At 68.4% G+C, this 13623-nt stretch carries 14 protein-coding genes; 3 read left to right on the forward strand and 11 right to left on the reverse strand.

What is annotated here, in order from left to right; genetic code table 11:
• On the reverse strand, positions 1–348 hold the full coding sequence (locus ACIQFU_RS11885; RefSeq protein WP_402550733.1) for a tetratricopeptide repeat protein: 348 nt from the start codon (positions 346–348) through the stop codon (positions 1–3).
• Between the two features lie 139 nt (positions 349–487).
• Here ACIQFU_RS11885 and ACIQFU_RS11890 point away from each other — a divergent pair, with 139 nt between their 5' ends.
• Positions 488–1453: a pirin family protein gene (locus ACIQFU_RS11890; protein WP_402550734.1), complete on the forward strand. Its 966-nt coding sequence runs from the start codon at positions 488–490 to the stop codon at positions 1451–1453.
• Positions 1454–1944: 491 nt separating this feature from the next.
• On the opposite strand, the gene ACIQFU_RS11895 is transcribed toward ACIQFU_RS11890, so the two are convergent.
• The 4 genes from ACIQFU_RS11895 to ACIQFU_RS11910 all read right to left on the reverse strand — a co-directional run bounded on the left by ACIQFU_RS11895 (position 1945) and on the right by ACIQFU_RS11910 (position 5598).
• Complete coding sequence (locus ACIQFU_RS11895; RefSeq protein WP_042799867.1) at positions 1945–2307, reverse strand: helix-turn-helix transcriptional regulator; 363 nt, start codon at positions 2305–2307, stop codon at positions 1945–1947.
• A 137-nt stretch (positions 2308–2444) separates the two neighbouring features.
• Positions 2445–3668: an MFS transporter gene (locus ACIQFU_RS11900; protein WP_402550735.1), complete on the reverse strand. Its 1224-nt coding sequence runs from the start codon at positions 3666–3668 to the stop codon at positions 2445–2447.
• A 7-nt stretch (positions 3669–3675) separates the two neighbouring features.
• Positions 3676–4134, reverse strand: coding sequence for an ArsI/CadI family heavy metal resistance metalloenzyme (locus tag ACIQFU_RS11905; RefSeq protein WP_016325517.1), 459 nt, complete (start codon positions 4132–4134; stop codon positions 3676–3678).
• A gap of 69 nt (positions 4135–4203) precedes the next feature.
• Complete coding sequence (locus tag ACIQFU_RS11910; protein WP_402550736.1) at positions 4204–5598, reverse strand: NAD(P)-binding domain-containing protein; 1395 nt, start codon at positions 5596–5598, stop codon at positions 4204–4206.
• A 156-nt stretch (positions 5599–5754) separates the two neighbouring features.
• Here ACIQFU_RS11910 and ACIQFU_RS11915 point away from each other — a divergent pair, with 156 nt between their 5' ends.
• Together ACIQFU_RS11915 and ACIQFU_RS11920 are read left to right on the forward strand one after the other, a co-directional pair.
• On the forward strand, positions 5755–6114 hold the full coding sequence (locus tag ACIQFU_RS11915) for a helix-turn-helix transcriptional regulator (protein ID WP_007445854.1): 360 nt from the start codon (positions 5755–5757) through the stop codon (positions 6112–6114).
• Positions 6115–6231: 117 nt separating this feature from the next.
• Positions 6232–6573 (forward strand): ArsR/SmtB family transcription factor, encoded by a 342-nt coding sequence (locus ACIQFU_RS11920; protein WP_402550737.1) that lies wholly within the window; start codon positions 6232–6234, stop codon positions 6571–6573.
• Positions 6574–6698: 125 nt separating this feature from the next.
• On the opposite strand, the gene ACIQFU_RS11925 is transcribed toward ACIQFU_RS11920, so the two are convergent.
• The 6 genes from ACIQFU_RS11925 to aroA form a co-directional block, all read right to left on the reverse strand.
• Positions 6699–7388 (reverse strand): ATP-binding cassette domain-containing protein, encoded by a 690-nt coding sequence (locus ACIQFU_RS11925; protein ID WP_402550738.1) that lies wholly within the window; start codon positions 7386–7388, stop codon positions 6699–6701.
• A complete protein-coding gene (pstC, locus tag ACIQFU_RS11930; protein ID WP_402550739.1) occupies positions 7376–9187 on the reverse strand; it encodes a phosphate ABC transporter permease subunit PstC in 1812 nt (603 codons plus the stop codon). The genes ACIQFU_RS11925 and pstC overlap by 13 nt, the downstream gene beginning before the upstream one ends.
• 3 nt (positions 9188–9190) lie before the next feature.
• Positions 9191–10063 carry a phosphate ABC transporter substrate-binding protein gene (locus tag ACIQFU_RS11935; protein WP_087805141.1) on the reverse strand — a complete coding sequence of 291 codons (873 nt, stop codon included), beginning with the start codon at positions 10061–10063 and terminating at the stop codon, positions 9191–9193.
• A gap of 319 nt (positions 10064–10382) precedes the next feature.
• The gene (locus ACIQFU_RS11940; protein WP_402550740.1) at positions 10383–10673 is read right to left on the reverse strand and encodes a hypothetical protein; all 291 of its coding nucleotides are present in this window, start codon (positions 10671–10673) and stop codon (positions 10383–10385) included.
• 62 nt (positions 10674–10735) lie between these two features.
• On the reverse strand, positions 10736–12271 hold the full coding sequence (gene gpmI, locus ACIQFU_RS11945; protein WP_402550741.1) for a 2,3-bisphosphoglycerate-independent phosphoglycerate mutase: 1536 nt from the start codon (positions 12269–12271) through the stop codon (positions 10736–10738).
• Positions 12268–13590 carry a 3-phosphoshikimate 1-carboxyvinyltransferase gene (gene aroA, locus ACIQFU_RS11950; RefSeq protein WP_402550742.1) on the reverse strand — a complete coding sequence of 441 codons (1323 nt, stop codon included), beginning with the start codon at positions 13588–13590 and terminating at the stop codon, positions 12268–12270. The genes gpmI and aroA overlap by 4 nt, the downstream gene beginning before the upstream one ends.
• Positions 13591–13623: the final 33 nt, after the last annotated feature.

Genomic DNA, 13623 nt, shown 5'->3' on the forward strand with positions numbered 1-13623 from the left:
TCAGAGCCCGGCGAAGTCGCCGGCGAGGGCGGAGGCGATCCGCAGCTGGGCGTCGGCCTCCTCCTGCCGTCCCTGCCGTTCCAGGGTGCGGCCAAGCATCAGCCGGGCGTACTGCTCGACGGGGTCGCGCTCGACGACGATCCGCAGCTCGGCCTCCGCCCGCCGCAGCTGGGCCGAGTGGTAGTAGGAGCGGGCCAGCAGCAGCCGCGGCCCGGTCTGCCCGGGCACCTCGGCGACCAGTCCGTCCAGGACGCGGGCCGCGGCGGCGTAGTCCTTGGCGTCGAAGAACATCCGCGCCCGCTCCCAGCGCTCCGCCGGCGTTCCGTGGTCGTAGTACGTCGTGTCCACTCAAAACCTCCTTCGGTCTCCTGCAACCACGCCATACGGTTGAACATTCCACTACCGCCCGGCGCCGCCGTCGCCCGCCACGGTGACGCCCCGAGGACCGGCCCACGCGGAGCACCGGCCGGGGGCTAGGTTGGGCGGCATGAGCAACCTTGACCGGGACGCGGTCCCCAGCCTGTGCGGCGGCCGTGGCTTCGTGGTGACGGAGCCCGTGCGCGAACTCCTCAGCCCCCGCAACGTCAAGCTCGGCGAGTCGACCGAGGTCCGCCGCCTGCTGCCCAACCTGGGACGGCGCATGGTGGGCGCCTGGTGCTTCGTCGACCACTACGGTCCCGACGACATCGCCGACGAGCCCGGCATGCAGGTGCCGCCCCACCCGCACATGGGCCTGCAGACGGTGAGCTGGCTGCACGAGGGCGAGGTACTGCACCGCGACTCCACCGGCAGCCTGCAGACCATCCGCCCGCGCCAGCTGGGCCTGATGACCTCCGGCCGCGCGATCAGCCACTCCGAGGAGAGCCCGCGTGCGCACGCCCGCCTGCTGCACGGCGCGCAGCTGTGGGTGGCCCTCCCGGACACTGACCGCCACACCGACGCGCACTTCGAGTTCCACGCCGAGCTGCCCCGGGTCACGGCCCCGGGGCTGGCGGCCACCGTGCTGCTCGGCACCCTCGACAGCGCGACCTCGCCCGGCACGACGTACACGCCCCTCGTCGGCGCCGACCTCGCCCTCACCGGCGGCACGGACGTACGCCTGCCGCTGGAACGGGACTTCGAGTACGCCGTACTGGCCATGAGCGGCGAGGCCCACGTCGACGGCGTCCCCCTGGTGCCGGGCTCGATGCTCTACCTCGGCTGCGGCCGCGACGAACTCCCCCTGCGGGCCGACTCGGACGCCGGCCTGATGCTCCTGGGCGGCGAGCCCTTCGAGGAGGAGCTGATCATGTTCTGGAACTGGATCGGACGGTCGCAGGAGGAGATCGTACAGGCCCGCCGGGACTGGATGGAAGGGACACGGTTCGGTGAGGTCAAGGGGTATGACGGCGTCCCGCTGCCTGCCCCTGCGCTGCCGACGGTGCCACTGAAGCCGCGCGGAAGGGAACGCTGACCTGCGAGAATGGCTGATGAGCTGGTGCCGGCCAGTCGGCCGGCCGTCCTCCGTCGTCACTCATGGGTGCCTTGCGGGCGAGGGGCGGCAGGGCGTGCTGTTAGCTCGATGCGCTGCGCCATGCCTGCTGAGGGTGTCGCCATCTGTGGGTGGCTGTGGCAGGACACTTGCTAACCTTTTGCTCACTCTACTGACGCGTCATCATGTTCCGGTGGCCTTCGTGGCTGACCTCTGGGCGCGGTGGCGTCGTCAGCGTGGCTGGATGACCACCGGGTGGATAGCGAGCCTGTGGGCGACGGGTACACGCTCTGCCGCACGGACTCGCTGCTTGGCCCATCGTATTGTGGGGGTTCTACAAGCGGCGTCAATGGCTGTGACGGTGAGGCTTGTGGTGCTGCCTTGTTGGAGGAGAGCCGTATCGGAGCGCTCGTAGCAGGCTTCTCGGCGGCTGGTCGTACCGCGTACATGAGCCTCTGAGAGGGATCAGTGAATCACGGCCCTGTCGTGGCCTGGGGAGCTGGGTCCAGAATGGAGCGGATCCGGCGCAGTCCTTCGTGGTTGACGGAGAACCAGGCCCAAGTACCGCGCCGTTCGCGGTCCAGGAGCCCTGCCTCAGTCATGATCTTCAAATGGTGACTGACTGTGGACTGCCGCAGCCCCAGGCTGTCGGCCAGATCGCACACGCAGGCCTCGCCATCGGGGGCCCGTTCCAGGAGTCGGAACAATTGCAGGCGGGTGGGGTCGGCGATGGATCTCAGTATCGTGGACAGCTGTTCGGCTTCTGATCGCTCCAGGGGCTGGCAGTTCAGCCCGGGCCCGCATGAGCCGCCTTCGAAGAACCCGTCATCCGACATCTGCAGATCTATGACAGTCACCCGTCAACCATAGACGCAGTGTGATCACCTTGACACGATCGAATACGGCCGGACTGCGAGTTCACCTGATGTTGGGCAGATGCTAGGGCAGGCCCCTCCGTTTCGGTCCTTGGTGGCTATGGCCTTGTGGCAGCCGTAGTTGGTGCCGTGTACCAGGCGATGAGCGCAGCGGCGGACGAGGTCAACGCGAGAACGGCGAACAGGTGAGGGTAGCCGCCGAGAGGGGCGGCCAGGGCGGTGCCGGCGAACGGAGCGAGTGCGGAGGCGGTCGTCGTGGGGGCGGCGAGGATGCCGGAGAGGCGGCCGTAGCGATTGGCGCCCCATCGGTCTGTGATGGCGGTGGCCTGCAGCAGGGTCAGGTTGCCGCGGACGGTGCCGGCGATTACAGCCAGCGCCGCAAGCACCCCGTAAGGGCCGGGAATGAGCGCGAAGGCCGCGGTGGTCAGTCCTCCCATGCCGATCAGCACTGCTGCGCGTAGAGCGGGGGAGCTGCGGCGGGCCAGTGAGGCGTAGAGGGTGCGGCCGAGGGTCTGGCCGGCTCCGCCCAGCCCCAGGGCCCAGGCGGCTTCGGCAGCGGTGTAGCCGCGGTCGAGCAGCAGGGGGACGAGGGTGATGACGACGGCGTACGCTGCGAACGCCGACAGGGTCAGAGCCGTTGCCAGAAGAAGGAAGGGACGGCTACGCGTGATGACGACTGTAGATGCGGTCTCACCTGTTGTGCTCGGGGATGGGGCGGGGGGCCATGGGCCGCGCAGGGCATAGGCGTGTAGGGGCACCGTCACTGTGGCCAGGACGAGAGCCAGAAGCAGGTAGGTGTGCCGCCAACTGAAGTGGCTGGCCAACTCGGCGGTGAGTGGTGCGAAGACGGTCGATGCCAGGCCGCCGGCAAGAGTGACGATCGTCAGCGCACGTACGTGGTTGGGGGCCCACCAGCGGGTAAGCGCCGCGAACGCGGGTTGGTAGAAGGTGGAGGCCATGGCGAAACCGGCCAGTAGCCATCCGGCGGTGAACAGGGTCAGGTTGGGGGCGCTGGCGATGATGACCAAGCTGACTGTGCCGACCACCGATCCGACGGTCATGACGGTGCGAGGGCCTCGGGCATCGAGGATACGGCCGATGCTGATGCCCGCAACAGCCGACATCAGCAGGGCAGCGGAGAACGCGGCCGTGGTTGCGGTGGCGCTCCAGCCGGTGGCCATGGTGATCTGTGGGTTGAGGACCGGAAAGGCGTAGTAGACGATGCCCCAGCTGGTGATCTGAGTCAGGCACAGGGCGGGGAGAGCCGCCCCCGGCCGCGCCGGCCGGTCGAGGGCGGTGGTCGCGGGGGAGCGGTAGCTCATGCGCCGGTCAGCAACAACTGGTTGTGGTGGTCTGCGGCCCGGTCTGGACGGCATCGGTGGACGCGCAACAGGTGCTGCTGGGTTGCTTGGCCAGGGTGTCGGCGTCCGCCTTCACGACGTACACCTCCCACGCCTCCTGGCCGGGGCCGTGTACCCACACCTTGTCCTGCAGGGCGTAGCAGCAGGTGGTGTCGTTCTCTTCGCGGGTGCTCAGCCCGGCCTGGTTCAGCCGGGCGGTGGCTGTCGCAACGTCCTCGGTGGATGCCACCTCGACACCGAGGTGGTCCAGGCGGGTGTCCGCACCTCCTTCTCCCTCGATCAGAACCAGCTTGAGCGGCGGCTCGGTGACGGCGAAGTTCGCATAGCCATCACGTAGTTTGGCCGGTTCAGTGTCGAACAGCCTGCTGTAAAAGGCGATGGCTGACTGCAAATCGGGTACTCGCAGGGCGAGTTGTATCCGGGACATGGGGACATTGCTCCTGCCGGTTCAGTGGGGCGCTTTTCCCGTGGCCGCAACGGCTGCGGGTGGGGACGATCAGGCGTTGCTGCTGCTGTCGGGTGTCGTGGCAGGTCCGGGGGAGATGGTGGACAACTGGACCAACTGAGGAGCCGAGGGAGAGCAGCAGCCTTGCGTGTCGGGCTCGGCGGCGTAGTCCGTGTCGAAGAGTCCCGAGCCTCCGCAGACGCCGGTTTCCGGCAGGACCAGCTCGACGCGGTCGGCCGCTTCGGTTTCGCCCGCCAGGGCGGCCGCGATGGAGCGGACCTGCTCGTAGCCGGTCATCGCCAGGAACGTGGGAGCGCGTCCGTAGCTCTTCATGCCGACCAGGTAGACACCGGAGTCCGGGTGGGACAGTTCTCGATGGCCGTGCGGGTAGACGGTGCCGCACGAGTGCTGGTTGGGGTCGATCAGTGGAGCGAGCTCGACCGGTGCCTGCAGGCGTTCGTCCAGGCGCAGGCGGACCTCGGAGAGGAAGGACAGGTCGGGGCGGAAGCCGGTCAGGACGATGACCTCGTCCACTGCCTGGAGCCGCCGACCGTCTTCCGCGACGAGGATCAGCCGGCCCTCGGCACCGCGTTCCACGGCCTCGGTGCGAAAGCCCGTGACCGCCTCTGCGTGGCCCTCGTCGACGGCGGCCTTGGCAGCCAGACCGAGGGCACCGCGCGCGGGCAGCTGGTCCGCTTCGCCGCCGCCGTAGGTGGAGCCCGAGAGGCCGCGGCGCAGTACCCACACCGTCTTTGTCGTCGCGCTGTTCTGGGACCGCGCGAGTTCGGCCAGTGAGGCGAGCGCGGTGAATGCCGAGGCGCCCGAGCCGATGACCGCTGTGCGCCTTCCCGCGTAGCGTGCGCGCACCGCCGGGTCCGTGAGATCGGGGACGCGGTAGGTGACATGCTCGGAGGCCATGTGCTCACCGAGGGCGGGCAGACCGCTGCTGCCGGCGGGGGAGGGCAGGGACCAGGTGCCGGAGGCATCGATCACTGCGGAGGCGGTGATCCTCTCTTCCCGGCCGTCCGCGTGCTTCACCTGGACGACGTACGGCTGTGCGTCGCGGTCGGCGTCCACGACGCGGTCCCGGCCGGCCTTCGAGACGCCGGTGACTCGGGCTCCGTAGCGGACCCGGTCGCCGAGGGTGTCGGCAAGCGGCTGCAGATAGTGCTGCACCCAATCACCGCCGCTGGGGTAGGTGCTGCTGTCGGGCCTGCTCCACCCGGTGAGGGAGAGGAGCTTTTCGGCGGTGGGGTCCACGACCTCGCCCCATGTGGAGAACAGGCGGACGTGGGCCCACTCGCTGACGGCGCTGCCGGCGGTGGGGCCTGCTTCCAGTACGAGCGGAGGGAGCCCTTGTTCCAGCAGATGAGCTGCGGCAGCCAGCCCGATGGGTCCGGCGCCGATGACGACTACGGGTGTGGTGGGAACGGCGGGCGCATTCACGACGGCTCCTCGGCTTCGATGTTTATCGATGCCGCCAGGATGCATCCGGAATCGACGTTCGTCAACATAGAAGTTCATCTAAGCTGTGCCCGTTCGGGCGCAGAGGGGTTCCGCTTGCCGCTTGGCAAATGATTAGATGCCTGTCAACATAGAGGTATGTCGAATCTGGCTCTGGACTCCACCAACGTGAACGCCACCGCGTCCTGGTGCTGCCAGCCGCTGGGCAAGGAAGAGCTGTCCGCTGCGGACTCGGAAAAGATCGCCGTGATGTTCAAGGCGCTGTCCGATCCCGTCCGGCTGCGGCTGTTCTCGAAGATCGCCGCTCGGCCGGGTGGAGAGGCCTGTGTCTGTGACATTCAGGATGTCGGAGTCTCTCAGCCCACGGTCAGCCACCACCTGCGCAAGCTGCGAGAGGCCGGACTTCTCGAGTCGGAGCGCCGCGCCAGCTGGGTGTACTACCGGGTTGCGCCCGGCGTTCTGTCGGCCATGGCGGGACTGCTGTCGCAGACCACCTGAACCGGTCGGCTCCGCCCGTCCGCAGGTGCACGCTCGGACCGTATGCTGCGGTCCCCTGGGTGCCAGGACATGCCCACCGGTAACGGATCCCAGAAGGGACGCTGGGAGGGAGATGTCATGTGTCAGAAGGGGGCGGGCTCCGCTTGTGACGGGACGTGTCTGGAGCTGAGCACGGCCGACATGGTCTGGTGGTCCAATGTCTTCAAGACCCTGGGAGACCCCGTTCGTCTGCAGTTGCTGATGAAGCTCGCGGAGCGGTCAGGAGGTGAAGCCGCGGTACATGAACTGGCGGACGTCGGCGTGTCCGCTGCCACGGTCAGCCATCACTTGAAACGACTGCGCTGCATAGGTCTGATCGAGAGCAGACGTGAGGGTCGCCTCGTCTACTACAGGCTGGGTGCCGGTGTGCGCGCTGCGCTGATGCAGATCCTGCATCAGCGCAGCCAGGTCGGTGCGTAGGCATCGTCGGTCGGGACCGACGCTCCGCCCCTACCGTTGCGGTCAGGTGCTGCGACGATACGACACGAGGCTTGAGTCGAGGACCTGTGGGGGCGGCGGTCGGACCTTCACTCCCATACTGACGATCAGGCCACGGCGGCAGCCGTCGATGGCGTCGCGGGTTGGTCCAGGTGGACGGTCGTATCGCACAGGCGCTCCACCTGCGCCGGGTCGTGGGAGACCAGGAGGACGGCACGGCTTCCGCGCAGCGCCGCGATGGACTGTTCGACCTTGTCCCTGCTGCGTTCGTCAAGGGCGCTGGTGGGCTCGTCGAGCAGCAGCGCGGCCGGCTCCAGAGCAAGGGCCCGGGCAAGGCAGAGCCGTTGGCGCTGCCCCGCGGACAGGTTCTGCGCGGGTGAGTCGAGCCGGTCGGCGACCTCCTTCCACAGTCCGGCTTCCTCCAGCGCCTTCTCCGCGCGCTCGCGCAGGACTTCCTGGGAGGCCCGGAGAAGATGACGGAGCCCGAACAGGGCGTTGTCGAGGATGCTGCCCCCGAAGACGACAGGCGTCTGAGGGACAAGGACGATCTTCGCCCTCAGGTCGGCGTCTCCCTTGCCGGGTGCGATCGTGCGGTCCAGCACCTGGAGTTCCCCGTCGCGGGTCAGCCCGTTCGGGAGCAGTTCCACCAGGGCGCGCAGAACCGTGGATTTGCCGACGCCGGACGGTCCGCACAGGCCCGTGGTCGACCCGTGCTGGAGATTGAAGGAGACGGGGCCGACCAGAGTTTTGTCCTTGCTGCGTACGCGTAGCTGGCGCACGGTGATCACGTTGTCCATCGTTCCCCCTCGGAGCGGTTGCGCAGCGCCACCGCCGCGCTGAGAAGTACGGCTGTGATGACGACCAGCACCATGGCGCTTCCCCATGCCTGGGTGACGGCCTGTGGGTCGCCCGAGTCCTGTGAGAGCGTGAAGATGTGGGTCGGTAGTGCCTGCACCGGCGCTTCCACGATGCCGCTCGGTAGGGCGGGTGCGCCGAAGAAGACCGTCGCGGTGAAGATCAGCGGGGCGGTCTCGCCGGCCGCGCGGGCCAGTCCGAGCAGCAGTCCGGTGATCGTTGCGGGCCAGGTGTACGGAACGACGACGGAGCGGACGAACTGTGCGCGCGTCAGGCCGAGGGACATGGCGCTTTCCTTGAGCTCTGGAGGGATGCTTCTGACGCGGGCGGAGGTCGTCAGGGCTATCACCGGCACCACGACGGGGACGAGTACGATCGCGCCGGCCAACCACGACCGGCCCCAGCCCATGGTGGTGGAGAGGATCACGAATCCGGCCAGGCCCAGCAGGATGGTCGGAGCCCCTCCGAGGACGACCGTGAAGGTCTGCAGCACTCGCGCCGTGCGCTGGGATGCGTGGACACCGATCAGGATTCCCGCCCCGAATCCGAGGGGCAGGGCCAGGATGCCGGTGGCGGTGACAAGGAGCACGGTACCGACGATCTGGTCGCGGACTCCGCCTCCCGCAGCGCCCGTCGCTGAGGAGAACCAGAAGGACGGGTTGAAGGCCGAACTCCCGCGCGTCACCAGTAGAGCGAGCATGCCGAGGAGGAGTGCACTGGGTAGGAGCAGGGCGCCCATTCGGAGCGTCATGACCAGCCGGTCCCGCTGCAACCGCATCCGCGGTGTCCCCCGGAAGCGTGGAGTGCGGTCCGCCGTGTTCTTGCGGGTGCGGCTTCGTGTGCCCCAGATGGTTGCGGCGGCCACCAGCGCCAGGAGGATGAGGCCCAGTGCGCAAAGCGCGGCGAAGTAGGGGCCAGAGGTCCCGGCGAGGACGGGTTCCGGTCCGGCGAGTTTCGTCGTCAGTGTCTGTCCGGGGTGGGTCAGCGAGTCGAGGAACCCCCCGAAGCTGGTGGGCAATCGTCCGTCTGCCCGGCCTACGACCAGGAAGACGGCGATGGCTTCGCCCAGCGCTCGGGCCAGTCCGAGCAGTACAGCCGCTCGCATGCCGGATCGGGCCAGCGGCAGTACTGCCGAGCGGACCACTTCCCGGCGGGTCAGGCCGAGGGAGTACGCGGACTCGCGGACGCGGTCCGGCACAGCGGCGAGTGCGTCGACACTGACCGCCACGATCGTCGGAGTGATCATGACGGCGAGGACGATGCCGGCGGCGGCGAGACTGTCCCCACCCGGTACGTCGCCGATCTGCGCGATGACCGGGCGGACGACCATGATGCCGATGAGGCCGTAGACGATGGACGGTACGGCTGCGAGCAACTCCACGCACATGCGCAGCGGCCGGGACAGACGGGGCGGGAGGTACTCCGACAGTGCGACGGCCGCGGCCCAGCTGATCGGCACGGCGATGACCAGTGCGAGGGCGGACACCACGGCGGTTCCGTAGATCATTGCCAGGCCGCCGTACACGGAGCTCGTCGGGGCCCATGCCTTCTCGGTCAGCAGTTTCAGCCAGTCGACGTGCCCGCTGGCCAGTCCCGCGCCGAGGTATCCGATGACGGTCAGGAGCAGGGCCGCCACGGCGAAGGCCCCGCCGTACAGCCAGCTCCAGATCCATGTGGAGGGGCGGGGGCGGCTGCCGATGTCGGGTGCGTCGGGAGGCCGTGTCAGGGTCTTGGTGGTCATCGACTACTTCCCGATTTCCTTGAGGGTCAGGTAGTCGTGCTTGGTCATCAAGGCCTGGCCCTTGGCGGAGAGTACGTAGTCGATGAACTTCTTGGCGGTTCCCTCCGGCTTGCCGTTGGTGATCAAGTAGAGGGGACGGGACATGGGGTACTTGCCGGTGGCGATGTTCTCGGGTGACGCCTCTATGCCGTCCAGCGTGACCGCGGCCAGGCGGTCGCGTCCCTCGACGAAGCTGGTGGACAGAGGTGCCACGGCCCCAGGCGTGGACTCCAGCTTGTTGCGGGTTTCCAGGTTGCCGCCGACGATGGCGAAGTTGCCGGACTCGGGCGGCGGCGGGGCCTTCTCGTCCCCGTAGATGTACTTGTCGAGGACCTCTCGGGTGCCTCGCCCCGGTTCCTTGTCGTAGACGAAGACGTCGAGATCCGGGCCGCCGACTTCGGACCAGTTCTTGATCTTGCCCTCGAACAGGTCACGCACCTGGTCGGCGGTGAGGTTCTTGACTCCGGCGTCGGCGACCTGCTTGGTGACGATGATGCCGACGGCGTCGGCGCCGATCTGTGTGGAGACGAAGTCGGTGTTGGGGTTGGCGGCCTTGTCCTCGTCGGACAGGGGCTTCGAGCTCAGGGCGACGGTGATCTGCCCGGAGGCGAGCTGCGAGATGCCACCGGCCGAGCCGCCCTGGGTGGCGACGGTGATGTCGAGTCCGTCGGCCTTGAGTGCTTCGGCCGCGTCGGCGGCGACCGGAGCCACGGTGGTGGATCCGCTGACCTGCAGGGCGCCACTCTTTCCGGCTCCGCCGTCGGCGCAACCGGCCAGGGATACGACCGCCAGTGCCGAAGTTACGAGGCATGCGAGGCGGCGCTTCTTGCTGAACATTTCTGAGGCCCTTCCTTTGCGCGTGACCGTGGTACCTGGGGTGTAGGGGGACGGGGCGCGATGCGACGCCCTCTGGACGGTCACCGGTGTGACAGACGAGGAAGGACCGGGCTGGTAGGTGGTCTGCCCCAGTCAGTTGTGCCGACGGCAGACGGACGGGTGTTCCGTCGGCTGATTGGGGCGTGATCGAACGCTGAGTGTGTGCAGGCGTGCATGTCAGATCCTTCGGGGTTGGCGGTGCCCTGAAAGAGAACGCGAGGAATCTCCCGTGGGAGGCCGCTCGCGCAGGCTGCGGGGGGATCTGGTGGCGCGGCCCTCGCTACGTGATGGTGAGCCAGACAGTGTCGGACGCGGCCAAATGGATGTGCAGACCGTCGGCTGCGTCACTGGTGTGCATGGAGCCGCTGAGGAAGTGCCAGGTGCAGTCGGTGCGCTCGGGCAGCAGGGTGCGGAGATTGACGCGGCTCTCCGTCGCGGAGGGGTTGTGCAGGCCCAGCACCGCTCGCGAGCGGTCGGCGGGCTCGTGCAGTACTGCCTCGACGCCGTCGGCCGCCAGCTCGCGAATGGAAGCGTCCTCGGCGAAGGCGGCCGCGATGTGAGGCAGCGTCATGCAGTCGGACAGAGCGGGAGTTCGATGCCACAGGGCGTGGGCGGGTGTGGGGGTGAGTGGACTCACAGCAGGGGCCTTCCTGTCATGGCGGGTCCGGGTTTGTGTCCCAGCAGGTGCAGGACTGTGGGGGCCACGTCGGCCAACGTGGCCGTGGCCGGCAGCGTGGGTGCCGGCGTGTCGGTCCGGTTGGGGACGATCACCAGCGGGACCGGGTTGGTCGTGTGGCCGCCGTAGGGCCGCACGCTTCCGTCCGGAGCCTGCTTGGTCATGCGCTCTGCATTGCCGTGGTCTCCGACGGCCACTACCCACCGGCCGCTGTTGCGGGCCGCCTGCAGAATCCGGACCACGGCGGAGTCGGCCGCCTCGCAGGCCGCGACGGTGGCGGCGAGGTTGCCCGTGTGCCCGACCACGTCGATGTTGGCTAGATTGGCGATGACGAGGTCGACATCGACGCGACCGGCCGCTTCGACCACCGCCTCCGTCACGCGGTCGAGGTTCATGTGGGGACGGGCGACGTAGTCGGCCTTGCCCTCACCTGTGATCCGCACATGCTCCTCGCCGTCGCGGACGGTCGCGTCCCGGCCGTTGATGTAGTACGTGACGTGCTCGAACTTCTCGGTCTCCGCGATGCGGACACTGCGCAATCCGGCTTCCTGGAGCTCATCGGCCAGACCGCCGGAGGCGTCCGCGCGCTCCACGAGTGCGGGAATCGCGGTGTGGGTGTCGTACTGGGCCAGGCTCACCATGTTCACCGTGCGGCCGGTGGCTGCGAGGTGCTCATGGAGCCTGTCCGCGAACTGCTGGATACGGTCGCTGCGGAAGTTGAACCACAGCACCGCGTCCCCGTGGGCGACCCTCGCGTCACCCGCCTCCGTGAGCACGGAGGCGGGGACCCACTCGTCGCCGCGTTCGCTCGAGTGGACCGCCGAGCGGGCACTGTCAGCCGGGGAGCCGCGCCCGTCGGCGACCAGGGCGACCGCATGCTCGGTCAGGTCGAGATCACCGGCCTTGTCCATCGCGTAACCGCGGCCCACGACTGTGGCGATCTGCCCGGTCCCGGCCGCGGCGGTCAACTCGGCCACCCGCGTCAGATACGTCTCGCCCGTGTGGTCGGCGACATCCCGGCCGTCGGTGATCGCATGGATGAAGACGCGCTCCACCTGGTGCGCGGCCGCGGCGGCCAGCAGCTCGCTCAGGTGCTCGACGTGGGCGTGGATCTGCCCGTCCGAACACAGACCGATCAGATGCAGCGCGCCTGCGGTGTCGGCGATTTCGTTCAGCAGGGCGTCCAGCCGCGGATGGCTGCGCAGGGCGCCGCTGTCGATGGCCTGCTGGACCAGGAGGCTGTCGTAGGGGAGAGGCCTTCCGGCTCCGATGACCATGTGGCCGATCTCGGAGTTGCCGACCGTTCCGGGGAGCAGACCGACCGCTTCGCCGGAAGCCTCGGCCAGCGTGCTCGGCTGCTGGGCCACGAGTTCGTCCAGCACCGGGGTGCGGGCGAGGCTCAGGGCGTTGTCGTCGGCTGCGTCCGCGGAGCCCCAGCCGTCGAGGACCAGGAGAATCCCCGGGCCGGCGAGCACCGGGTCGGGTGTGCTCACTTGGTGCTCTCCAGGTTCGGGTGCAGGGTGTCGAGGGTCTGCCAGAAGGCGGGGAAGGACTTGGCGACGCATCCCGGGTCCTTGATGACCACGCCCTCGGTGCGCAGACCGGCGATGGCGAAGGTCATGGCGATGCGGTGGTCGTCGTAGGTGTCGATGACCGCGCCGTGCGGTGTGCCGCCGGTGATGTACATCGCGTCGGCGTGTTCCTCGACGTCGATGCCCATCTTGCGCAGCTCGGTGGTGACGGCGGCGATGCGGTCGCACTCCTTGACGCGCAGGGAGGCGATGTTGGTGATGCGGGTGGTGCCCTCGGCGTACGCGGCGGCGATGGCCAGGGAGGGCACGACGTCGGGCATGGCCTCCATGTCGATGTCGATGCCGCGCAGGGGACCGCCGGTGACCGTGATCGAGTCGTCGCCGACCTCGGTGCGACAGCCCATCCGCTCCAGGGCCTGGACGAGGTGGACGTCTCCCTGGTGGGAGCCGGCGCCGATGCCCGGGATGACGACACGCGACTGGAGGACGGCGGCGGCCGCCAGGAAATAGGACATGCCGGAGGCGTCCGGCTCGACGGTGACCTGCCCGCCGCGGGCCTGCTGACCGGACGGGACGGTGAAGCGCCGGTAGCCGTCCCGGTCGACGCTCACGCCCATCTCCGCCAGCGCGGCGAGCGTCATCTCCACGTAGGGCTTGGAGACCAGGTCGTCGCTGATGGTGATCTCGGTGTCGGTCTGCGCGCGCAGCGCGTTGATGATCAGGCTGGAGGTGAACTGGCTGGACACGGCTCCGCTGATGGAGGTGGAGCCGCCCTTGAAGGAGCCGCCGACGACGCGGATGGGCGGGCTGCCGTTGCCGCGTACCGCGGTGGCGTCCACACCGAGTGCCGGCAATGCCTTGAGCAGGTCGCCCATGGGGCGCTCCTGCATGCGGGAGTTGCCGGTGATGATCGTCGTGCCTTCAGCGTGACCGGCCATGGAGATCAGGAACCGTAGGGGCGTGCCCGCGCCGCCGACGAAGATGTCCTCGCTCGGGGCGCGCATTGGCTTGCCCGTGGGGGTGACGCGTATGCGGGCGGTGGCGTGGTCGATGTCGCAGGTGACGTGGCCGAAGGTTTCGATGGCGCGGGAGAAGTAGACGGTGTCGTCGGACAACAGGGCGTTGTCGATGACCGTTTCCTGCCCGGACAGCGAGGCGATGGCGAGGTATCGGTTGGTGTAGCTCTTGGAGCCCAGGACGCGGACGGTCTCGTCGAAAGCGGTGAGGGTCCGGATCGTGAGGGTCTCGGCCTTGAGCCGTGGGTCGGGCGTTGCGGACATGCGTTACCTCCTGCGGTGGGGACGGGTGAGGTG

The organism is Streptomyces sp. NPDC093065 (genome assembly GCF_044754585.1).
Lineage (GTDB): Bacteria > Actinomycetota > Actinomycetes > Streptomycetales > Streptomycetaceae > Streptomyces.